The 22,332-nt window shown below is 65.4% G+C and carries 15 protein-coding genes; 6 read left to right on the forward strand and 9 right to left on the reverse strand.

Annotated features, from left to right (window positions below; all coding sequences use genetic code 11):
• Nucleotides 1–14 precede the first annotated feature (14 nt).
• The 5 genes from ACIBBB_RS29350 to ACIBBB_RS29370 are packed head-to-tail and all read right to left on the reverse strand — an operon-like array spanning nucleotide 15 to nucleotide 4,865.
• The gene (locus ACIBBB_RS29350) at nucleotides 15–1,031 is read right to left on the reverse strand and encodes a hypothetical protein (RefSeq protein ID WP_398987230.1); all 1,017 of its coding nucleotides are present in this window, start codon (nucleotides 1,029–1,031) and stop codon (nucleotides 15–17) included.
• The gene (locus tag ACIBBB_RS29355; RefSeq protein ID WP_398987232.1) at nucleotides 1,028–1,948 is read right to left on the reverse strand and encodes a radical SAM protein; all 921 of its coding nucleotides are present in this window, start codon (nucleotides 1,946–1,948) and stop codon (nucleotides 1,028–1,030) included. Before ACIBBB_RS29355 ends, ACIBBB_RS29350 begins: the two co-directional genes overlap by 4 nt.
• Complete coding sequence (locus ACIBBB_RS29360) at nucleotides 1,942–3,087, reverse strand: hypothetical protein (RefSeq protein ID WP_398987234.1); 1,146 nt, start codon at nucleotides 3,085–3,087, stop codon at nucleotides 1,942–1,944. The genes ACIBBB_RS29355 and ACIBBB_RS29360 overlap by 7 nt, the downstream gene beginning before the upstream one ends.
• A gap of 27 nt (nucleotides 3,088–3,114) precedes the next feature.
• Nucleotides 3,115–4,116, reverse strand: coding sequence for a zinc-binding dehydrogenase (locus ACIBBB_RS29365; protein ID WP_398987236.1), 1,002 nt, complete (start codon nucleotides 4,114–4,116; stop codon nucleotides 3,115–3,117).
• A complete protein-coding gene (locus tag ACIBBB_RS29370; RefSeq protein WP_398987238.1) occupies nucleotides 4,113–4,865 on the reverse strand; it encodes an HAD family hydrolase in 753 nt (250 codons plus the stop codon). Before ACIBBB_RS29370 ends, ACIBBB_RS29365 begins: the two co-directional genes overlap by 4 nt.
• A gap of 148 nt (nucleotides 4,866–5,013) precedes the next feature.
• Between ACIBBB_RS29370 and ACIBBB_RS29375 the strand changes: the two genes are divergently transcribed.
• From ACIBBB_RS29375 to ACIBBB_RS29400, 6 genes are all read left to right on the forward strand, one after another.
• Nucleotides 5,014–6,243, forward strand: a complete 1,230-nt coding sequence (locus ACIBBB_RS29375) for a helix-turn-helix domain-containing protein (RefSeq protein ID WP_398987240.1) — start codon at nucleotides 5,014–5,016, stop codon at nucleotides 6,241–6,243.
• Nucleotides 6,244–6,288: 45 nt separating this feature from the next.
• Nucleotides 6,289–6,768, forward strand: coding sequence for an NUDIX domain-containing protein (locus tag ACIBBB_RS29380; protein ID WP_398987242.1), 480 nt, complete (start codon nucleotides 6,289–6,291; stop codon nucleotides 6,766–6,768).
• 624 nt (nucleotides 6,769–7,392) lie between these two features.
• Entirely contained in the window at nucleotides 7,393–10,614 is a 3,222-nt protein-coding gene (locus tag ACIBBB_RS29385; protein WP_398987244.1) for a helicase-related protein, read from the forward strand.
• The gene (locus ACIBBB_RS29390) at nucleotides 10,611–11,387 is read left to right on the forward strand and encodes a DUF4391 domain-containing protein (protein WP_398987245.1); all 777 of its coding nucleotides are present in this window, start codon (nucleotides 10,611–10,613) and stop codon (nucleotides 11,385–11,387) included. The genes ACIBBB_RS29385 and ACIBBB_RS29390 overlap by 4 nt, the downstream gene beginning before the upstream one ends.
• Before the next feature lie 4 nt (nucleotides 11,388–11,391).
• On the forward strand, nucleotides 11,392–13,518 hold the full coding sequence (locus ACIBBB_RS29395; protein WP_398987247.1) for a site-specific DNA-methyltransferase: 2,127 nt from the start codon (nucleotides 11,392–11,394) through the stop codon (nucleotides 13,516–13,518).
• Between the two features lie 14 nt (nucleotides 13,519–13,532).
• Nucleotides 13,533–16,496: a type III restriction-modification system endonuclease gene (locus tag ACIBBB_RS29400; protein WP_398987249.1), complete on the forward strand. Its 2,964-nt coding sequence runs from the start codon at nucleotides 13,533–13,535 to the stop codon at nucleotides 16,494–16,496.
• A gap of 718 nt (nucleotides 16,497–17,214) precedes the next feature.
• Here the strand turns inward: ACIBBB_RS29400 and ACIBBB_RS29405 are convergent.
• From ACIBBB_RS29405 to ACIBBB_RS29420, 4 genes are all read right to left on the reverse strand, one after another.
• Nucleotides 17,215–18,576 carry an AAA family ATPase gene (locus ACIBBB_RS29405; RefSeq protein WP_398987251.1) on the reverse strand — a complete coding sequence of 454 codons (1,362 nt, stop codon included), beginning with the start codon at nucleotides 18,574–18,576 and terminating at the stop codon, nucleotides 17,215–17,217.
• Complete coding sequence (locus tag ACIBBB_RS29410) at nucleotides 18,573–20,081, reverse strand: hypothetical protein (RefSeq protein ID WP_398987253.1); 1,509 nt, start codon at nucleotides 20,079–20,081, stop codon at nucleotides 18,573–18,575. The genes ACIBBB_RS29405 and ACIBBB_RS29410 overlap by 4 nt, the downstream gene beginning before the upstream one ends.
• The gene (locus ACIBBB_RS29415; RefSeq protein ID WP_398987255.1) at nucleotides 20,078–21,232 is read right to left on the reverse strand and encodes a hypothetical protein; all 1,155 of its coding nucleotides are present in this window, start codon (nucleotides 21,230–21,232) and stop codon (nucleotides 20,078–20,080) included. Before ACIBBB_RS29415 ends, ACIBBB_RS29410 begins: the two co-directional genes overlap by 4 nt.
• Nucleotides 21,233–21,351: 119 nt before the next feature.
• Nucleotides 21,352–22,212 carry a hypothetical protein gene (locus ACIBBB_RS29420; protein ID WP_398987257.1) on the reverse strand — a complete coding sequence of 287 codons (861 nt, stop codon included), beginning with the start codon at nucleotides 22,210–22,212 and terminating at the stop codon, nucleotides 21,352–21,354.
• Nucleotides 22,213–22,332 lie beyond the last annotated feature (120 nt).

Here is a 22,332-nt window from a genome sequence, read left to right on the forward strand (position 1 = left end):
CAGTGCTCCGTCCGTCACTTCGGCCAGTGGGAGAAGATGGTGATCAGGCGTTCGACGAGTTCCTCCCGCAGCACCTGCCACTCGGGCGAGCCGGTTCTCCGGGCCGCGGCGGCATGGTCGTAAGAGGCGCCGTCAACCTCGGGCAGACATGCGTATATCTGAAGCAGAGCCGAGCCCTCGTCCTCGCGGGGCATGTCACTGTCGGCAGTGATCAGGGCCCGGATGTCGTCGGCGGGCATGGATGCGTCGAGCCCGGAGCCGGGGATGCTCTTGCTCATCTTCGGCAGTCCCCCGAGGCCGGGAATCATCTTGGTGTAGATGCCGGACAGTTGGTGTGCGGGCAAGCCCCAGCGTTCGGCACCGCAGCGGGCGAGTGCCACGTACTTGTGCTCATCGACGCCGAGGGAAACAAGGACGTGCCGGCCCTCGGTCAGCAACTGGACGAAGTCCGCGGCCATAAGGAGCGTGGCCTGCTTCATGCCGTAGGTGAGGCTGTCGAAGACACCGTGATTGCGGTAGAGACCGGAGAGGTCTTCCTCGGCCCATTGGAAGTCCTCGTCGTCCAGGTGACGGGAGAGGAGGAAAGCGGTGGCCAGGACATCGGTGTGCCCTTCCTGGCGACGCAGTACGCCGCGCCGCTCGTCGAAGCCGAGACGGCGGACGAAATCCTCATACTGGTCGGCGATGCGGCGCACCTTGTCCAGCGGGGTACGGCGGGCGTTGTACGAGTCCAGGTCGCCGAGCACGATCTGCACGTCGAGGCCCTGCTGCTGAAGTTTGATGGCGCGCAGGAGCTGGAAGACGGTGCCGGCGTGCGGCGGTCCACCGAGGCCGATGCCCGTGGTGACGGTGGCGGGCTTACCGGCCGCCACAGCCTCGGCGAAGTCGAGGGCGCCGGTGTGACACATCCACTTGGTGCGGAGGTCGTCCGGGCTCATCCCGGCCAGGGCGAAGTCGATGGCGCCCAGACCAAGGCGCGCGTACTGGTGCTGGTCAATGACGTTGTCGTAGTAGGCCGTGTCGAACTTCATGCGGACGTCTCCTGGGGTGTGGTCGGCGCGGTACAGGAGGGATCGGCCTCGCGAAGGGCGAACGCGCGGCGGACGAGCGGCTCGAAGCCGTCGGCCAGGAGGTTGCCGAGATCGGTGTTGCGGGGAGCGGCGACGCTGCCGAGGTCGGCGGTGACCGTGCCGTCGCCCAGGACCCAGACGCGGAACGGATAGGCGTCGTCCGGCTCGCGGGTGGGCTGTGCGTAGACCGGCAGGTCGGGAACGAGGTCGCTGACGTCGTTCACCGCCTGGGCGAAGTCCTCGCGGCTGAAACCGTAGATCCCGGCCTTGCGCGAATTGGCCCGGCCGATCGGCCGGTACTGGGAGATCAGCCAATACTCAACCGGGGTGGCCTGGGCATAGTCAGCGATCTGCTGGGCGAGCCGCGGGAGTTCGGCGAGAGAAGCGGCCGTGGTGAAGGTGTTGAAGGCCAGGCGCCGGCGGTCGGCGGTGAGCATGGTCACGTTGGCCTGGAAGCGGTCGAAATAGCCCTGACCACGGAACCAGTCGGCGGTCTCCGCGTCGGGGCCGTCGATGGCCAGGGAGTACACGGTGACGTTCTCACGCAGGTCGGGGTAGCGGTCCTTGAGGAGCAGGCCGTTGGTGTGCAGGTTCGTCTCGAAGCCGCTGCTGTGCGCGTGCTGGAGGGCGGGCTCAAGGTGGTTGTCGTACGGCATCACCGGATCCCCGCCGGTAAAGACGATGCGGTACGCCGAGGATTCGCTTCGGATGCGGTCGACGACCCGGGCGATGACTGTGGGGGTGGTGGCGACCCGGTTTCGCTCGCGGTAGCAGAAGCGGCAGACGCCGGGGGACGCGGTTGTCGGGGCCAAGTCCCAGGCATTGCAGTCGGTGTTGAGGACCAGATGGACGATGCCCAGTTCATCGCGGGTCAGCATGAGATCTCCTCCTTGCGTGATATCCGGGCGGACGCGCCCACGTGCTGGGGCGTCGGCCGGAGTTCCTCAAGCGCGTGCGGGGAGCCACCGGTGAGCCGGACGAAGCGCCGCAGAGTGTCAAGGGCCGCGTCGGTGCGCAGGATGGCCTGCGCTGTGTCGAGCCCGGCCTGCAGGGTGGGGACGGCCTGGCCGGTCACCATGAGCAGCGCCGCGTTGAGCGCTACAGCGTTGCGGGCCGACGAACTGCCGTGGCCGGCCAGAACACTGACAGCGGCGGCGACGTTCGCGTGGGGATCGGGTTGCTGAGCGATGGAGCCCAAGTCACCAGGCATGGCCGCCGCGGCAAGGCGTAGGTCCTGGGACAGAGACGAATCATCGAGCCCGTCACGGATGCGGCTGGTGCGCACCGTGGCGCCGGGCAGCAGTTCGTCTACGTGCAGGGCAGCCCCGGCGGACGAGTTGATGACGGTCACGTCCGCCAGCCCGAGCCGGGCAAGGAGCTGAGCGGAGACGTCGACGGCGGAGTGCGAGAGCCCGTACACGTAGGAAGGGCAGACGACTGGGCTGAGCAGAGCGGGAAAGGCCAGGCTAAGCGCGTGAACGGCTTGGAACCGTCCGCCGTAGCGACTGTCGAACTCGGGCACCCGGTCCTCGATGGAGAAGAATCCGAACCCACACTCGGCCGCGATGCCGACCATCTCGTCGTGCGGCACGGCGCCGGGTTCCGCGCCAACCAGGTCGATGAAGTCGCGGGACCCTGTCTTGGACGAGGCGCTGCGCGAGCCGATCTTGGCGATGTGTGCGCCGCCGGTGGCTGCGACGAGAGCGGCAGCGGAGCTGAGGTTGAGGGTCTTGAAGGTCTTCTTTCCACTGCCGGTGTAGCCGACGAGCTGCATACCTGAAGGTGGCTGGCAATAGTCCCATTGATCCCGGTCCAGGACGGTGGCAGCGCGTACGGCAGCTTCGACCTCGGGGATTCGCGGGCCGCGTAAGAGCAGGCCGGTCAGGACGCTCCCCAGCATCACGTCGCGCGTGTGACCATCAGGGAGTTCGAGGATGCCAAGGATGCCTTCGTAGACGTCACAGGGATCGATATCGTCGGGTGAATTGATCTTGTGGACGAGGGATGGAATCTCCATAACCGGTGAGCACTCCATTCGGATCGGTCAGACGCCAGCGGTGAGCAGGGCCTTCAGCGGCCGGCGACTATCCGTGCCACGGAGATCGGACAGCGCCCGCGGCAGGTCGAGCAGTGGATAGCGGTCCTTGGTGAGCAAGTCGGCCCATGAGCCGCCATGAGTCAGGAGGGTCAGGGCATCGCGGAAGTCGTCGCGACCGTGCGCACGGCAGTACGAATAGGAGCCGCGGACGGTGATCGAACGGCGGAACAGGTTGCGCAGCGGCAGGGACAACACGACCTGCGGCGCGTAGGCGTTCTGGACGACAACGGTGCCGCCGTCCCGTACGCAAGCCACGGCAAGACGCAACGGGGCATCGCTCTGCCCGGAAGCCGCGTCCACCACGACTTCGCACGGCGGCAGCGTGCGTTGGTGCACGGTGACTGGTACGTCGCCGAGGGCCTGGTGCAGTTGATCGCGACGTTCGGCGGAACGAGCGGCAATGTGCACCTCCCATCCCGCCTGAACGGCGCAGACGGCGGTGCACACGGCTACGGCGCCAGTCCCGATGACACCCAGGCGGCCCGGGCGGATTGGCAGGCCACAGCGCACCCCGTGCAAGGCCACCGCCATGACGTCGGTCAGTACCCCGTGCGCCGGGTCGCGCAGGGCGGGGAGCCGCACGACGCTGGAGGACGGCACGCGGACTGCCTCGGCGAGCCCACCAGGAAGATCCCAACCGACGCGCCGCAGACCGTGGCAGAGATGCACATGGCCATCGGCGCACGCGGGGCACGATCGGCATCCGATCAGCGGATCCACGCAGACCCAGTCGATAGTGCGGGCAACGGTGCCGACGATCTCGTGCCCTGGGAACCACGGACTTGGTAGCGGGCCGCGCCATGACGTGCGGAGCTTGGGAATGTCGCTGCCGCAGATCCCTGAGTACCGGACGTGGATCAACGTGGTGTCGTCGGTATCGCTGGGCCTCGGAGCAGCCGCGAGGCGCAGTGAGCCGCCGCCTACGGTCCAGGCGCGTACCGGGCTCATCGTTCCCGCCTCGCGGTCAACGCGGCCGGCACGACCTCCACGGATGGCACACATCCTCCGTGCCAGGGCGTTTCCCCAAAAGCAAGCCCCTCCTGGCCGCCCCGACGCGTCACACGCAGCGCACGAAGTCCGGCCCGCTGCGCGCCCATCAGCTCGTCGCCGCCCCCGTCCCCGCAGTAGACGCTGTTATGGGCCGGGACGCCGAGCTGCTCCAGCGCTCGCGTGAAGAGCCGAGGGTCCGGCTTGATCGCGCATTCCTCGCAACTGAACACCGCTGTGGGGAAGTAGGACGCCAACGGCGTCCTCCCCCAACATTCGGCGATCTCCGGAGAGGCGTCGCTAAGCAGCGCCAGCCGGATTCCGGAACGTCGCAGCGTGTCCAACGCCAGGTATACGGAGCGGTCAGCCCGTAGCCGGGCGAAGGCCAGGCGTCGCAGCGTCGTTTCCACGTCGTTCGCGCGAGCATTCGCCGCGCCACACCGGGCTACCAGATACGCGGCCACCTCTCCGACCGATCGGAGTCGGCCGTCGTGGCGTGCACGCCAGCTGGTGCCCAAGACCGCGTCCACGATTTCGGTGCCGACTTCCATCGCGGCGGCGAACTCCCGTACAGCCGAATCACGTTCGGTATCACTGGGGGCTACCACGAGCGTGCCAAACAAATCGAAGATCACGGCCTCGCACTCGTACTCGGCGGCATGAGTGCGGTCGACGTATTCGTTCCTCGCACGAGGTGCGGTGGGCACCATGCCTCCCGGTCATCACGTTGATCAGTCCGTCAATTCCGCAAAAGCGAAGGCGGGTTGACTTGGGTGATGTGACCGTAGGGGCGTTCTGAGTGCGCACCCTGGAAAATCCTTCCGGGGTCGTCCGGGCGAGGACGGGGAGGATCTGGCCATGCGCGGAATCAGTGACACCTTGACCATCGGCGAACGGGTCGCGTGGTACCGGCGGCGGCGCGGGCTGTCCCAGGACGTACTGGCAGGGCTTGTGGGCAGGACCACGGACTGGCTGAGCAAGGCGGAGAACAACCGCATCGAACTCGACCGGCTCTCCGTGATCCAGACTCTGGCCGACGCCCTCGGACTAACGGTCGGGGACTTGCTGGGTGAGCCGACGCTCATGGACTGGGGCCACGACACAGGACGGCACGCCCTGCCCGCCCTACGGGCCGCCCTCATGGACTACCGCATGCTCACCCCTCTGTTCGCCCTCGGCCGGCAGGAGGGCGAACCGATCGGGCTCGTGGGGCTTCGCCAAGACATATCCGCGTCCATGGACGGCTACCAGTCAGCCCGGTACGCGTGGGTGGCCGACCGGCTCCCCGAGCTGCTGGCAAGCGCACTCGCCGCCACCCGCTCCCATCGAGGCGCGGAGCGTGACGAGGCCCAACGCCTCCTGGCGCTTGCGTACCAAGCAACTGCTCAGGTACTCGGCAAAGCAGGAGAGACCGAACTCGCCTGGATGGCCGCGGACCGGGGGCTCTCCGCCGCCCAGCACAGTGGCGATCTCGCGGTGACCGGGTCGCTGCTGAGGTCGGTGATGCACTGCCTCACCTCGACCGGCCGGTTCGATGCCGCCCTGAACCTGCTGAAGGACGCCGAGAAGCTGCTCCGGCCAACGGCCTCGGAGTCCTCCCGGGAGCGGGTGTCCGCGTACGGCGCGCTCCACCTGGCCGGCGCGATGGCGGCAGCCCGCCTCGGAGACCGAAACACCGTACGCGACATCCTGAGCCGGGCCGATCAGGCCGCTCAGCGTCTCGGCACGGACAGCAATGAACTCTGGACCGCGTTCGGCCCCACCAATGTCGCCATCCACACGGTGGCCACCGCCGGCGAGCTTGGTGACCACCAGATCGCTGCCGACCTCGGCCGGCGCGTGGACACCAGCGGCCTCCCCGTCGAACGGCAGGTACGGCACAGTCTTGAAGTCGCCCGAGCCCTCGCGGCACGCAACCGAGGCGACGAGGCTCTGGAGATCCTGCTCCAGGCGGAGTCCATCGCACCCGAGCAGATCCGGCAGCACACCATGAGCCGGGAACTGGTTCTCCGCTGGATACGCAACTCCCGAGGAAGGCCGCCCAGCAATCTCACCGCACTCGCCCGCCGGCTCCACGTCGTGGCCTGAAGGGCACCGGCTGAGGTCGAGGACGTAATCGATAGGCTGCCCCGCATGGACCGCAGCGAATTCCTGGCCGGCAAGGCCACGCCGCTCATGGCGGCCGGAGCCCTGTTCTTCGACGAGGCCGGACACTTGCTGTTGGTCGAGCCAACCTACAAGGACTATCGCGACATCCCCGGCGGATACGTCGAGCAAGGCGAATCGCCGCTCCAGACGTGCGTCCGTGAAGTGCGCGAAGAACTCGGCATCACCCCGCCGGTAGGCCGACTCCTCGCGGCGGACTGGGCCCCCTCGGACGCGGAGGGCGACAAGATCCTCTACCTGTTCGACGGCGGAGTGCTGGACCAAGTCCTCTTGGACCGAATCGTCTTCAAGGACGGCGAGATCCGCGCAGTCGCCTTCCACCCGGTCTCCGAGATCTCAAGACTGACCATCCCGCGCTTGGCCCGCCGCATCGAGCAGGCCGTCCAGGCCCGACGCCGCGGCGTGACTGTCTACTTGGAGCACGGCGGCATCCCAGGACAGTGGTAGAGAGACCCTGGATGTCTGGCATCCGTAAAGGGTTTCTCGTCAACCCAGGCTCCCTCACTCTCTACTGGAGCAGCCAGGCCGCGCATAGTCCGCCTGAGAGAGGAGTCGCGTCACTTCGGACGACGCGGGGTCCACTTCCACGGGACGGCTCGCCCCAGAGAGAACAGGATTCGCCTGAACCGTCATAGCGGCCACTCAGTCACTTCCATCCGCGTCCTCCACCAAGTGCACGCCCGATCAGCTAGGATCCCGCTCCCCCGATCCCCTACAGATGGGATTCGTCACAGCGGATTCCGATGGCCGCCAGACTGCAAACACGACAATGCGCGCAAACATGCCGATTAGCCAATATTTACGCAAACTGCTTCCGATCTGCCTGGCGTTCAGGCCGGACCACTGGCAGCGCCGGAGTCTTTAGAGCTGAGCATCTCGCCGCACCCTTTCATGAAGGCGTGGCAGCCTTCGCATGCGGCTGGGCCTCTCAGCTTGCCGAATCGGTCACCCTTCACCACCTGATCGGGAAAGATGCTGCGTAGCGCGCCGTTGGTCCGAAGTGGCGTGCGGTCGGCAGGCGTTGTCGGTATGAGGCGGTACGTTCGAAGCAACGGAGAGCAGAGGAATACAGTGAGAATCGTCGGCAACCGTGGGGATGACCGGCTCATCGACCTGATACGCCCTGCTCTCCTACCAGGGGGCCGTCTTGATCTGGCCACGCAAGAACTCTCCCTTTTCGCTTTCGCCGAGCTTCGGGACCATCTGTCCAAACTCGCTGGTGCGCGGGTGCTCCTGCCGAGCGAAGAGGCTGACCTCAGCTTGCTCGGAGGTGTGGGCGATCGGGCCACTCGCAATCAGCTGCGTACCCGCTGGCTGGCTGGGCGCTGCGCGGAATGGCTGCAGGCCAGGGCCGAGGTCCGTTGGGCGGGCGGTGCGGTCCCGCAGGGCGCCATGGTGGTCCGTGATGTCGACGGTGAGCCGCAGCAGGCAGCTGCTGGCACGTTGTCCTTCAGTACGGCAGGTCTCGGGATCACCCCCGGCAACAGGATGAGCCTCGTCCATGCGTCCGAGGGCAGGACCGAGAGCGCGGATCTCGCTACCTGGTTCGAGGCTGCGTGGTCTCAGTCGTCGGGGGAGTCGGGTGTACCGTCCGAGCTCGGCGAACGGCTGCGCGTGCTGGCCGCCTACCGGGACCCCGCGCGGATCTACCACCTCGTGCTGCATCATCTCTTCAGCGCGACGGGGGGAGAACTCGACGAGGACAAGATCGTGGATGCCAGCACGGGCATCCGGGACACCGTGGTGTGGAACAAGCTCTACAAGTTCCAGCGCGACGGCGTGGTTGGAGCGATCGACAAGCTCAACCGGTACGGCGGGTGCGTCATCGCCGACAGCGTTGGCCTTGGCAAGACGTTCGAAGCGCTGGCTGTGATCAAGTACCACGAGTTGCGCAATGACCGTGTCCTGGTGCTCTGTCCCAAGCGTCTGCGTGACAACTGGACCGTCTACGCAGCCAACGACCGCCGTAACATCCTTGCAGCCGATCGCTTTCATTACGACGTTCTCAACCACACCGACCTCTCCCGGGAGCGGGGCCAGTCCGGCGACATCGACCTCGCTCACCTCAACTGGGGAAACTACGACCTCGTCGTTATCGACGAGTCGCACAACTTCCGTAACGCCAACTCCCCCAAGCAGGGCGGGGAGACCCGATACGACCGACTGATGCGCCAGGTTTTCCAGGAGGGCGTCAAGACCCGGGTGTTGATGCTTTCGGCGACACCGGTGAACAACCGGCTTGCTGATCTGCGGAACCAAATTGCCTTCGCAACCGAGGGCGACGATGCCGCGCTTGCAGGCAGTGGCATCGCGAGCATCGCCGCCACGACACGCCGCGCCCAACGCCAGTTCAACACGTGGCAGAACCTCGATCCGCAAGAGCGCAGCCCCGCGCGACTGATCGACATGCTTGGTTTCGACTACTTCGCACTGCTCGACCTGGTCACCATCGCTCGGTCGCGCAGGCACGTGGAGAAGTACTACGGCACCAGCGAGACGGGTCGTTTCCCGGAACGGCTCAAGCCCGTCAACGTCAAGGCGGACGTCGACATACTCGGGGAGTTCCAGTCGATCAAGGAACTTAACGACGAGATCCGTCGGCTGCGGCTGGCTGCCTACGCACCGATGCAGTATGTCCTGCCCGCAAAGCGCGCGGAGTACGAAGAGCGCTACAGCACCAAACTGTCCAGCGGCAAGGGAAGCTTCAACCAGGCAGACCGGGAGAACAGCCTGGTCAATCTGCTGCGCGTCAACGTGCTTAAGCGCCTTGAGAGTTCGATCGAGTCGTTTCGACTGACAGTCGGGCGCCAACTGCGTGACGTCGAGTCCCTCCTGGCCGCCATCGCACACCAGGACGGCTCCCTGGGCTCGCCCGAGATCGCGGACATTGACATCGATGACCCGGCCTATGAGGGCCTCCTCATAGGCAAGAAGGTCAAGGTGCTGCTCACGGACGTGGACCTGCGCCGCTGGAGTCAGGACCTCGCGGAGGACCGCAACCGGCTCGCACGCCTTCTCGAAGACGCGGAGAAGGTTGGCGCGGACCGGGACGCGAAGCTCGCCAAGCTAAAGACCATGCTCGTCAACAAGACCCGGAACCCGATCAACGAAGGCAACCAGAAGATCATCGTCTTCACCGCCTTCGCGGACACGGCCAAGTACCTCTATCAGCAGCTGGCCGGCTGGGCTCAGGACGAGCTGGGCATCGAGACCGGACTTGTTACCGGAGCGGGCGGCAACCAGGTGACCCTGCCCAAGCTCCCCGGGGACCTGTCCGCGATCCTGTCCGCGTTCTCCCCGCGCTCGAAGGAACGGCCAACGGCCCTTGAAAGTGAGGGCGAACTGGATCTGCTGATCGCCACGGACTGCATCTCTGAGGGGCAGAACCTTCAGGACTGCGACTGGCTGGTCAACTACGACATCCACTGGAACCCGGTCCGGATCATCCAGCGTTTCGGCCGCATCGACCGCCTCGGCTCGTCCAACGAGAGCATTCAGCTCGTCAACTTCTGGCCACAGCTGGAGCTGGAGGAGTACATCAACCTGGAACAGCGAGTCAGCGGGCGCATGGTTCTGCTCGACATCTCTGCCACAGGCGAGGAGAACATGATTACCGCCGAGGGCGGTAATGCGATGAACGACCTCGAGTACCGGCGTACCCAGCTGCTCAAGCTCCAGGACTCAGTGCTGGATCTGGAGGACCTGTCCACCGGCGTCTCCATCGCGGACCTCACACTGACCGACTTTCGGGTCGACCTGTCGGACTACAGCAAGGCGCATCCGCAGGTACTGGAGCAGGAACCATTCGGCGTGCATGCCGTGACCACCGCTGACGTCGCCGGCGACGTACCGCCGGGGATCATCTTCTGTCTGCGTGCGGAGGGTAGGGCCGCAGAGCGGGCTAGCCAGTCCAGGGACCCGCTCGCGCCCCACCATCTGGTCCATGTGGGGGAGGACGGTGCGTTGCTGCTGACGCACAGCCAGGCGAAGCATGTCCTGGACCGCCTGCGCAAGGCCGGGACCGGGCAGGACGTGTCTGACGCGGATGCTTGTGGGCGATACGACGCTGTCACCCGAAAGGGGGCGGAGATGCGCGTAGCGCGCAGGGCGCTCGCAGCGGCCGTGAGTTCCATCACTGGGAAGGCTGAGGAGCGGGCGATTGACAGCCTGTTCAGCATGGAGGGGACGCACGCGCTGGCGGGTGGGTTCGCCGGAGTCGACGACTTCGAGGTGATGGCGTTTCTGGTCGTACTGCCGGGTGCTGCCGAAGCAAGCGAGGGGGAATCGGCGTGAGAACTGATGAAGTGGTCGAGGCTCTGCGGCTTCCTCAAGACTGCTTGCGCGATGTGCACGTACCCAAGGGCAAGCTGGTGGAGCAGGGAGGCTTCACGGCGGCGGACCAGCGCCGACTCAGGGACGGTATCAAGGATTTGCGGTGGGTCGCGGTCGTCAAGCCCACGGTGGTGGGTATTCGCGGACATGACGACGGCGTGCGGTGTGTGCCGGAGCTCCAGGTCATGACTCTGGAGCTGCGCGCGGGGGCTGCGGCAGCCCGGGTGAACGAGCTGGTCCACCGGGTCTTCCCGCTCCCGCTGATGCTGGTGACCGCAACGGGCTCGGAGGAAGGGTCAGGTCCGATCGTCTCCATGGCGCTCAAACGGCTGTCGCAGGGGCAGACGGAGCGAGCCGTGCTCGACGGCGAGGTGCTGTCCGCGCAGCTCGCGGCATCCGGGCCGGAGACCTCGGAGCTGGAGCAGATGTTCCTGCTTGAACTCGCGATGGGCAAGCAGCCGCAGATGGATCTCTTGGCCCTCTACCAAGGGTGGATGGACCGCGTACTGGCGCTCCTCGCCGCGCGGATAACCGGTGTCTTCAAGGCATCCGGCACCGTTGAGCAGGCGAAGGAACGGCGGGGCGCGCTCGAGGAGATGAGCAAGCTGGAACTGGACCTCGCCAGGTTGCGCAGCGGGGCTCGGAAGGAGAGACAGACCTCCAGACAGGTCGACCTGAACTTGGAGATCAAGCGCCTACAGGCCAGGCTGGTCGAGGCGAAGAGCAAGTTGTAGTCGGATGAGCGGGACAGCAGAGAGCGGGATGACGATGGAGCGGGTTCAGCCGGGCGACGCGGAGACGCATTCGATGGACGTCGTGGCGGGCAACGTCGAGCAGCTGAAGGCGCTCTTTCCTGATGCGTTCGTCGAGGGGAAGATCGACTTCGAGGTGCTCAAGCAGCTGCTCGGCGGCGAGATCGAGGAGCGGGAGGAGAAGTACGGCCTCAGCTGGCACGGCAAGCGCCGTGCCCGCCAGATCGCCCTGACCCCGAGCGCCGGGACGCTGCGGCCCTGCCCGCAGGAAAGCGTGGACTGGGACACCACACAGAACCTGATGATCGAGGGAGACAACCTCGAGGTGCTGAAGCTCCTGCAGAAGAGCTACGCCGGCAAGGTGAAGCTGATTTACATTGACCCGCCGTATAACACCGGCAAGGACTTTGTTTATGCGGATGATTTCCAGGACAATATTCGCAACTATCTTGCCCTGACCGGTGTGGCCGACTCTGACGGCACACGCCTTTCGAGCAACACCGAGACTTCTGGCCGGTTTCATACAAACTGGCTCAATATGATGTACCCGCGCCTCAGGCTCGCCAAGAACCTCATGCGGAATGATGGCGTAATTCTCATCTCCATCGACGACCACGAGATTGAGAACGCCCGTATCATGTGCAACGAAATTTTCGGCGAGGAGAATTTCATTGCCTGTATGATCTGGGAGAAAGGCCGAAAGAACGATGCCAAGCTAATCTCGGTCGGCCATGAGTACCTGCTCGTCTTTGCGAGGTCGCAGGCCACTTTGCGGGATTCCGGGGTCACCTGGCGCGAAGAGAAGCCCGGGGCGCGGGATATCTGGGACAAGTATGTCGAGCTCCGCAGTGCTCATGGAACTGACGACGCCTCAGTGGAGGCGGACCTGCAGGCGTGGTTCAAGTCGTTGGACAAGGCCAACCCTGCGAAGAAGTGGAGCAGGTACAAGCGGGTGGATGCCAATGGGCCGTGGCGTGACCGCGACATTTCCTGGCCTGGGGGCGGGGGCGCTCGCTATGACGTCCTGCACCCGGCGACAGGGCTGCCCTGCAAGGTGCCGGAGAGCGGATGGAGGTACGCAAAATCCGAGGAGATGCAGAGGCAAATCAAGATCGGACTGGTCGCGTTCCGCGAGGACCACACCGAGCCGCCGTTCCGGAAAGCCCACATCCGTCCGATTTCCGGAGAGTCTGACACGAATGGCCAGGATGGCTACTTCGGCGACGCGGAGGAGCCCGAGGAGGAACTCGCCGTACAGGTGCGGGGAAGCTACTTTTACAAGCAATCCCAGGTGGCGGTTCGCCAGTTGCGTGAGCTCCTCGGAGAAAAAGCATTCAATAACCCCAAGGATCACATGGAGCTGAGTCGGCTCTTCGACTACGTCACGGCTGGCGATCCTGAGGCGGTGATCCTTGACTTCTTCGGTGGCAGCGGCAGCTCGGCGCATGCCGCAATGGAAGTCAATGTTGCCACTTCGGGAAAGCGGCGGTTCATTCTCGTCCAGCTTCCCGAGCCCCTGGATCCAGCGGTTGGAGACCAGAGGGTTGCCGCTCGCTACTGTGAAGCTCTCGGCAAGCCGGGCAATATTGCCGAGATCACCAAGGAGCGGATCCGTCGCGCTGGCGCGCAGATCGCCGGAACGCACCCCTCAACTGAAGTCGACCTCGGGTTCCGTAGCTTCAAGCTTGACGCCTCCAACATCCGCCCTTGGAACGCCACCCCGGAGAACCTCGAGCAGGAAACCCTCGACAGTGTCGACAACATCCTCGCCAGCCGCAGTGAGCAGGACGTGCTCTACGAGCTGCTGCTGCACCTTGGCTTGGACCTGTGCGTGCCGATCGAGGCGCGTGTGATTGGCGGCAAGGATGTCCATGCCATCGGCGGCGGAGTGCTCTTCGCCTGCCTGCCGGAGAAGATCACCCCGAATAACGTTGAAGCCATTGCGCACGGGATCATCGACTGGCACAAGGAACTCGACCCGATCGGCGAGACGAAGGTCTACTTCCGCGACAGCGCTTTCACTAGCGACGAGGCGAAGACCAATATCGTCGCCATTCTGGAGCAGTACAGCGAGCCGGAGTCGCAGGTCAAGATGATCGTGCGCAGTCTCTAGTGGGAGGGCGGGACATGAAGCTGCATTTCAGTGCCGAGCTCGAACACCAGCGGCAGGCGTGGGAGGCCGTCTGCGGCCTCTTCCGTGGCCAGGAGACCTGCCGCAGCGAGTTCACGGTCAGCACCGCCGCAGCCGTCGACACACTCTTCATCGCAGAGAGTGACCTCGGCATCGGCAATCGTCTGGCCCTGCTCCCGGACGAGTTGCTCAAGAACCTGCGTGCCGTGCAGCTAGAGAACCAGCTGCCTCAGTCCACCGCTGTGGATCCGCATGACCTCAACTTCACCGTGGAGATGGAGACCGGCACCGGGAAGACCTACGTCTACCTGCGGACCATCTACGAGCTGCACCGACGGTACGGATTCACCAAGTTCGTCATCGTGGTCCCCTCCGTCGCGATCAAGGAGGGTGTCTACAAGTCCCTCCAGATCATGGAGGACCACTTCAAGAACCTGTATGACGGCACCCATGTCAATTACTTCCTCTACGACTCCACCCGGCTCGGCGACGTCCGTAACTACGCCACGAGTGCAGACGTCCAAGTGATGATCGCGACGGTCGGCGCAATCAACAAGAAGGACACCGCTCGCATCTACAAGGACAGCGAGCAGATCGGCGGCGAGCGGCCGATCGATCTGATCAGGGCAACGAACCCGATCCTGATCGTCGACGAGCCGCAGAGCGTCGACGGTGGCCTACAGGGCGCCGGCAAGCAGGCGCTCGCGGAGATGAACCCGCTATGCACGCTGCGCTACTCGGCCACTCACGTGGATAAGCACCACATGGTGCACCGGCTTGACGCGATCGACGCCTTCGAGCAGAAGTTGGTCAAGCAGATCGAGATCGCTGGCGGGACTGTCGAGGGCGCGCACAGCCGCCCTTACGTCCGCCTACTGTCCGTCAAGAGTCCGCGCAACGTATTCAGCGCGCAGATCGAGGTCGACGCGCTGACCCCCGGTGGCATCCGCCGGGTGAAGAAGACAGTGCAGCCCAATGACTTGCTCCGCGACATCACTGAGCGCGATATCTACGAGGGCCTCCAGGTCGGAGAGATCCGCACCGCCACCGGCTCGAAGTTCATGCAGCTCCATGGCGGCGGCGTGGACAAGTACCTGAAGGAGGGCGAGACCCATGGCGATGTGGACCCTCGAGAGATGGTGCGCCAGCTCATCAACCGCACCATCCGCGAGCACCTGAACAAGGAGCTGGTCCTTCGCCCCAAGGGCCTCAAGGTGCTCAGCCTCTTCTTCATCGACAAGGTGGACCACTACCGTCCGTACGACGCGCAGGGGAACCCGGTTAAGGGCGACTATGCCGTGATCTTCGAGGACGAGTACCGGCGGCTCGCCGCGCACCCCGACTACCAGACCCTTTTCGAAGGGGTCGACCTGCGGTCCACAGCTGAACAGGTCCACAACGGCTACTTCTCCGTCGACAAGAAGGGCGTCTGGAAGGACACCAGCGAGCGCGGCCGGGACGGTTCCGACGCCGAGAGCGCCTACAACCTGATCATGAGGGAGAAGGAGCGGCTGCTCAGCCTCGACGAGCCCCTCAAATTCCTCTTCACCCACTCTGCACTCCGTGAGGGCTGGGACAACCCGAACGTGTTCCAGATCTGCAGCCTGCGCGAGATGAGCACCGAGCGTCAGCGCCGCCAGACCATTGGACGCGGTCTGCGCCTAGCGGTGAACCAGTCAGGCGAGCGCGTACAGGGCTTCGACGTCAACACGCTCACCGTCGTGGCCACCGAGAGCTTCGAACAGTTCGCAGCTGAACTGCAGTCAGAGATCGAGCAGGAGACCGACATCCGCTTCGGCCGGGTCGAGCCTCACCTGTTCGCCGGCATCGCCGTTGCTGCCCCTGACGGCAGTCTGTCGAGCCTTGGATCCGGGCAGTCACAGAAGATCTACGACCATCTCTTGGCCCAGGGCTACCTCAGTCCCGCCGGAAAGATCCAGGATGCACTGCGTGCCGCGCTCGCGGAGGAGACATTCGAGCTGCCTTTTGAATTCGCTGCACTGACCGCTCAGGTCGCGGAGTTGCTGCACAAGCGCGCCAGCGGGCTGCCGATCAAGAACGCGGACAAGAAGAAAGCCGTCAAGACACGGAAGGCCGTACTGGACAGCCCGGAGTTCAAGGAACTTTGGGAGCGCATCAAGTACCGGACCACGTACCGGGTGAGCTTCTCCACGGAGAGCCTCATTGAGGATTGCGCCGAAGCTTTGAAGGAGGCGCCGCCCATTCCGCCAGCCCGCCTCCAATGGGTCAAGGCCAAACTGGTGATAAGCGATGTCGGGATCACCGCAACCGAAGCGTCCGCGTCGGCCCCCGTCGTGCTGAACGACACAGATATTCCGCTGCCCGACATCCTGAGCGAGCTGCACAACCGTACGCAGCTGACGCGCCGGACCATCCAGCGGATCCTCGTCGAGAGTGGGCGGCTGGCCGACTTCCGTAGGAACCCGCAGCAGTTCATCGATGAGGCAGCCACCGCCATCAACCACTGCAAGCAGCAGTTGCTGGTGAAGGGCGTCAAGTACGAGCGGACCAGCGATGGTGCCTACTACGCGCAAGAGCGTTTCGAACTGAAGGAGCTGATGGGGTACCTCGACAAGAACCTGCGGGAGAACACGCTCAAGAGTGTGTACGAGGATGTCGTGTACGACTCCGAGAACGAGAGGAGGTTCATCGACCGACTCGAAGAGCCGCACAACGACGTCAAGGTCTATGCCAAGCTTCCCGACTGGTTTAAGGTCCCTACTCCGCTCGGTACCTACAACCCCGACTGGGCAATCGTGCGCAACTCCTCCGAGGGCGAGCGCCTGTACTTCGTGATAGAGACAAAGAGCACCCAGCAGGCTGGCCTGCTCCGTCCTGCGGAGAAGGGGAAGACTAAGTGCGGGGCGAAGCATTTCCAAGCTCTTAAGAGCGGGGTGAGTTACCTGGTCGTCGATGACTTCGACCAGGTCTTTGGATAGTTGATCTCAAAGCGCGCTTGGGGCCGCCTGTCAAACCTTCCGAGGGCAGGCCCGTAGATGGGGACCATGATCACTTCCGTTGACGGTCCGTACGCTCCTTGAACAGCGGCCTGTGGATCGTGGGGGCAAAGAATCGGCCCTGGGAAGAATCTCGCCGCCCTCGATAGCGATTGGGGGCGGGGAGATCAATCGCGGCGGCGACAACAAGGCTACGAGCAAACGTGCTGCTGCAATGCAGTCAGCGCCTCGCCCCGCCTCGCGGAGTCGCCACGAGGCTCGGCCCTGGGAGAAAACTGGGAGATGATCTTGCCAAAGAGGCCCGTCAAGGCCACGCGAGACCACCCCATTCCAAGCCTCTGACCAGAACAGACACCAATCCACCCCGGTAGCAATCTTGCCCGACCCTCATTCGGGACGAAGAGGTCGTGGGTTCAAATCCCGCCACCCCGACAGCCAAAGCAGCAGCTCAGGGGCCTGATCCGCATCGCGGGTGGGCCCCTGAGTGATTTCCGGCGGCCAATTGGGAGCCGACCTCGGAATCTAGCTCCCCGCATCGGCAACCAGCCCTGGTCCACGCCTCAGTAACACGCCCGGGCAGCATGCTGGGTCTGTGAGCAGGTACGCCGCAGCCAGGATCTACGCGCCGCCCGAGAACAACCGCGGTTTCCCGTCGCATGCGGAAGCCCCGCGTACCGCCGCTGTAGGGCAGGACAGGCGCTCAAGCCCGGACATGATGTCCTGGCCGTCCGAGATGCGCCATGACGATCTGGTGTGCCCGCCAGCCGTCCGGGAATTTGGGCGGGACGTCGAGGTGGACGGGCTGAGTGGACGGGTGGCGGTCAAGGAGTTCGGGGATGCCGGCGCGGGCGAAGACCAGGCAGGCGTGACGGTGGCGGGAGAGAAGTACACACAAGCGACCGGTTTCCAAGTGGAAGGCGCTGGCGTCGACCCGGCCGGACAGCGGGTGCCAGACCAGGGTGACGTCGAATTCCCGGCCTTGGAGACGATTGGCGGTGTCCACGGTGACGCCGGCCAGGCGCGGGTTCAGGGCGATACGGCTGCGTACGGCCTCGGCTTGGTCATTGTGAGAGACGCCTACCGCGATACGGGCAGGGGCCAGAGGACGTCCGTCTGGCGCCTGCTCGCAACGTGTGGTGGTTCCGCGCGTCAGCAGCCGGAGGACAGTCGCCACGAGCGCGTCGGCAAGCTCGCGATCGGTTCGGAGGGTCTGCCGGAAGGGCAGTTCCAGGCAGCCCCAGCCTGTATCAGCGGCGAGGTCAAGCACACGATCGACGGCATCGCGCCCAAGTGCGGGCAAGAGCGTCATGCGCCGGTCGTCCGGTCGGGTGCCTGCGACGAAGCGGGTGAATGGGTAGAAGGCCCGTTCGGTCAGTTCAGCCGCGGAGGCGGGCAGCCGCCACGAGACGGGCAGAGAGTGGAGAGCCATTGTCGGATTGTGGGCGAGCGTCACGTCCACCGCGTTGTTCAAGGGGTTCCAGCTCAGCCCGTGCCAACGCTCGGTCGCGACGCTGCTGAAAGGGTCGAGCTGGCCTGGGTCGCCGACGAACAGGGCTTTGTCGAAAAGGCCCGCGCAAGCGAGGAGGGCGTCGGAGCGCATTTGGTACGCCTCGTCGACGATGGCCAATGGCCAGTGGCCCTGCTCGTTCGAAACCCGAGCCCACTTGGCGGCGGTCGCGACGATGACGGGCGGCCGAGGCTGCAAGTCCGTGATCCGCTGCGCACCGGTCACCCTGTCCAACGCCTCCAACCGTGGAGCCAGCACACCGCCGCTCCTGAGGAGGCGGCCAACAGTCAGCTCGGGATGCCGTTCGACCAGCCGTTCAGCCAGATCGTCGACCTGCTCATTCGTCTGAGCGACGATCATCACCTCCCTGCCCTGCGCCACCAGGTGACCGGCTGCCCGGACCACGAGCGTCGACTTGCCCGCGCCGGGAGGCGAATCCACCACAAGACCGCGTGACGAGTCGGTACCGAGCTGATCGAGGCCGGCCAAAATCGCGTCGACGGCGGCGTCTGCCCGTTCGCCTGGTGTCGGGCTGGAGGGGGCGGTCGTGGTCATTCCCAAGCCTCGTTGGCGTCGTCGTCGGTGGGTTGGTGCTGCGATGGCGGGCCGCCGTGGGTCCAGGGGGTGTCCTCGTCGTCCGGGAGAGCCGCCGGCATGCTGAAGAAGGACATGGACGTGTAGCAGACCTCCTCCCCCAGCACGGGTACGGTTCCCGGCGGTGCGGGAGGGCGCTGCGAGCGTCCCATCCCGCGACTGAGCTCCAGGTCGATCTCATAGGGTCCGTTGCCGGTGCCGCGAACGGCCGTGATGCGGGCTTCCTGGGTCGGCCGTGCGGGGCTTCGGATTTCGTCGCCCACACGGAACCGTCCAAGCCCCGGCACGGTCAACGTGATCATCGGTCGCAGCGATGCCCTGTTGGCCGCGCTGCGGACGGTCCGGTCCGGCTCGCCGCCGGTCACCGTGCCCACCACCGCCTCTCCGGTCAATTCGTACTCGGCCATCACCAAGGGGTCGTCGAGCGCCCGCTCAGCCTCGTACCGGGCGGCAGCGTCCTCCAGTCTGGCGAGCCGTCGGGCCGCGCCGGAGGCGTGTTCGCGGCGCGCCTGGGGAAGACCGCCCGACGAGAGGTAGTCGGCGAAGCCGGTGAACCGGTCGCGATCGCCCTGCCAGCGCGATGCGACCTTGCCGCCCGGCGGCAGATCCCGGAGGAGGTCAATGGCCCGCCACATCACGTCCCAGGTGGGGCGGAGTTGCGGAAGTAGTTGGGCTTCGAGCTGCCGGATCGCGGCAGCACGGTGGCGTGCGTCGGGAGCCGTGTCGACGGCCCGGTAGAGATCGACCAGCGTGTGATCGAACACCGGGTCGGTGGCCGGTCCGGCGGGGGGAACGTTGGCCGGATCCTCAGCCCATCGGGCCGAAGTAACGCCGTCGGAGCCTGGCCGCGGGTCGATCCAGGCCATGAGCACGTGCAGGTGGGCGTCCTCGACGGAGCTCTGCCCGGTGGCCCAGTGTGCGGAAAGCACTTGGGTGAGAGCGAGCTCCAGGCTGGAGGTGGGGAATTCGCTCTGGTCGGCGAACCAGGTCAGCCACTGGCCCAGCCGGGGAACACCAGGGTCGACCGCGAAGGCGCCTTCGGTTCGGCGGAATCGGGTGGACCGGCCGAGCAGACGCAGGAAGGATGCGGCTCCGTTGCCGGGCACGATGAGCTGCGGGGCGTCGACGTAGCGCACTCGCTGCTCCTTCTTGGCGCCGCGGCCGACTTCGTAGATCTCGGTGGCCGCCGTGAAGCTCTCCAGGTAAGGGAGGAGCAGTCCGGCGAAGCGGGCGGTGAGCTGGAAGCGATCCGTGCGGTTCTTGGGTTGGGGTGCGACGAGCAGTTCGGGAGCGTCGCGATCCGAACCGACAAGGGCGGCGAGCGGAGCGCATGCCTCCCCCGCCAACCCAAGTGGGATGACGACAAAGGGCCGGTCCGCGATGTGGGTGTGCCGCACGGACGTGACGGGAACAGCTCTGCCCACTTCGGCGGCCTGTAATGTGGCGACGACCCGGAGAGCGCTCATGCGGCGCCTCCGCCGAGTCGACGAACCCGCAGCTCCGCGGCGGTCCTGAGCAGGGCCACTACTTCCTCTTGTGTTTCGGCGACGTCGTCCCTCTCACCCCGGGCGAGGGCAAGAGCGGTGCCGGTGTTCTCCAACCCGGGCAGGCTGTCGCGTACGGTGCTGCCCAGGTGCGCGGGGTCACGTTCGTTCACTGCCGAATCCCGGCAGTAGCGGGAGAGTTCGCACATGTCGAGGCATCGTGGGCCGTAGAGGTGAGGAAGCTCCTCCACGGTCCGGAGCAGTTGGTCCGCTGATGCGGCAGGCTGACCCTCGGCGTTGTGGGACAGGTCGAGAGTGGCGTCGGGGCTGAGCGATGCGGCCCGGGATTCGACCGTGGCCAGACGATCCAACTGGTGCTGTACAGCGTCCAATTGCTGCCGAAGATCGACCAGCCGCCCGTACGGGCGGTTCGTAAAGTCCTTCGGCAGGACCAGCAGGAAGCGTTCCGACACCAGGCCGGTCGGCAACCCCGACGCCTGGAGCATCTGCCGGATGGCGAGGACGTACACCGCCGCCTGCTTCGCGGCCTCCGCGACCTTGCCAGCGTCTGCCTGCCCGTCCACGGCGGCGAATGACCTGACGAGTACGACGTGAAGTTGATCCCCGATGCGGTGACTGACGGCATCGGGTTCCAGGTATGCGGTTATGCCGGCGACATCAAGTGTGAGTATGGGGTGGTCGAGGATCAGCCGGTACTCCCGGTCCTCGCCGATCGCGCGCAGCAGGTTCCTCGTTTCCGCCGCCCGCGGTGCCAAGTCCGAATTCTCACCCACGGTGTTGAGGTCGGCCACTGCTGCCTCGGCGACGGGGACGCCCAGTTCGGCCCGCAATAAAGTGATCAACTCCGCGTAGCCGTACGCCTTGAGCTGGTCGTCGAATGCCCGCTGCCGGGTGATGGCCAGTGGGGACTGGCCGAACGGCATCGGTTGCCCGAGCCGAAGGGCAAGTTTCCGTTTGTCGACGCCGGCGGCGTCGAGCACGGCACGCCGTTCACACCCGGGGTTAACGGTCAGGGCGGTGATCTTACGGGCGGTGTAGGGCTGTCGACGCTCGTTGCCACGGAGCCGGTCAAGTAATCCGCCACCGGCCGGGGGCGGAGTGCGTGTCGCCATGGACCTCTCTCAGACAGTGCGCGGAAGGGCCCACACGAGGGGTGAAGGCTCATACCCATGATCGGGATCGGGCACAGGAGAGGCGGCGGCACACATTCTCACCTGCCGCTCCGAAGCGGTTATCGATTCTCGGCGTCCGCCTCGACCTTGTCGACACCGCCGACCCGGGTGGCGCCAAAAAGTAGGCGGGCGGGGTCGGTCAGTTGCTCGCGAGCCCGAGCGGCGGCGGCTCTCCTGGTGGCGTTGTCCGCGTCGGCGTGGACCGAAGCCTCGGCCTCGGCCGCCTCCACCACCCGAGCGGCGTCCGGACGACCGTACCCCTCGTACGCACCCGGGATGTTCAGAGCGAACCTTCTCAGCAATGCCCACGCGGGCAGCGTCGGTTGGTGGTCTGCGTCCTGGATGCGTGACACCTGCCGACCGATGCGTCGGGCGTGCGTCAGAAAGTCGACTCGGGGGCCAAGGGGTCCGATGACCCGCTGCTCCAACGGCCAGGTCGACACCGCGAGTAATCCCCGCACCGGGGTCAGCCGGTCGTAGGTGAGCGCGGGGCAGATGTAGTACGGACGCGCGAACGGCTGAGCCGCGAAGGAGCGTTCCTCGTCTCGCCGCAGCGACCCCAGCCTCGTGGTGACCACGGTCTCCGACAGGAACGCCTCGTGCGTGGCTGCGATCAGTTTGGGGCCGGCCGGCGCGCCGAGGATGGTGAGGGCCTGGTGAGCCTGCTCGCGGACCGGGGCGGACGCACGCGCCGAAGGGGAGCTTCCGGTCGGCGGTGAACCCGACCCAGCCACATGTAGTTCATCCGGCGTGCCGAGTTCCTCGGCTTCGTCCACCAATCGACCGTACTCATCGCCCACGGCGCGGAGTTGGCCGCGCAGACGTCTGACTTGGTCCTTCTCGCCACGGCGGGACGCTTCGCGGATGGCGGTGCGGTACTCCACCATCCGCGCTTCAAGCTCTTCCAGCGATGCGGCCATGGAGCCAGACTACCTCCATCCCAGCAGATGCTTCAATATTCCTGGACCTCCAACAATTTGCGTTAAATTGCGGGAAGTGCTTTCCTGGTGGTGCTGGCTGCTCCGGCAGGCCCCGCAGGG

Source organism: Streptomyces sp. NPDC051217 (assembly GCF_044455465.1).
Classification (GTDB): Bacteria; Actinomycetota; Actinomycetes; order Streptomycetales; family Streptomycetaceae; genus Streptomyces.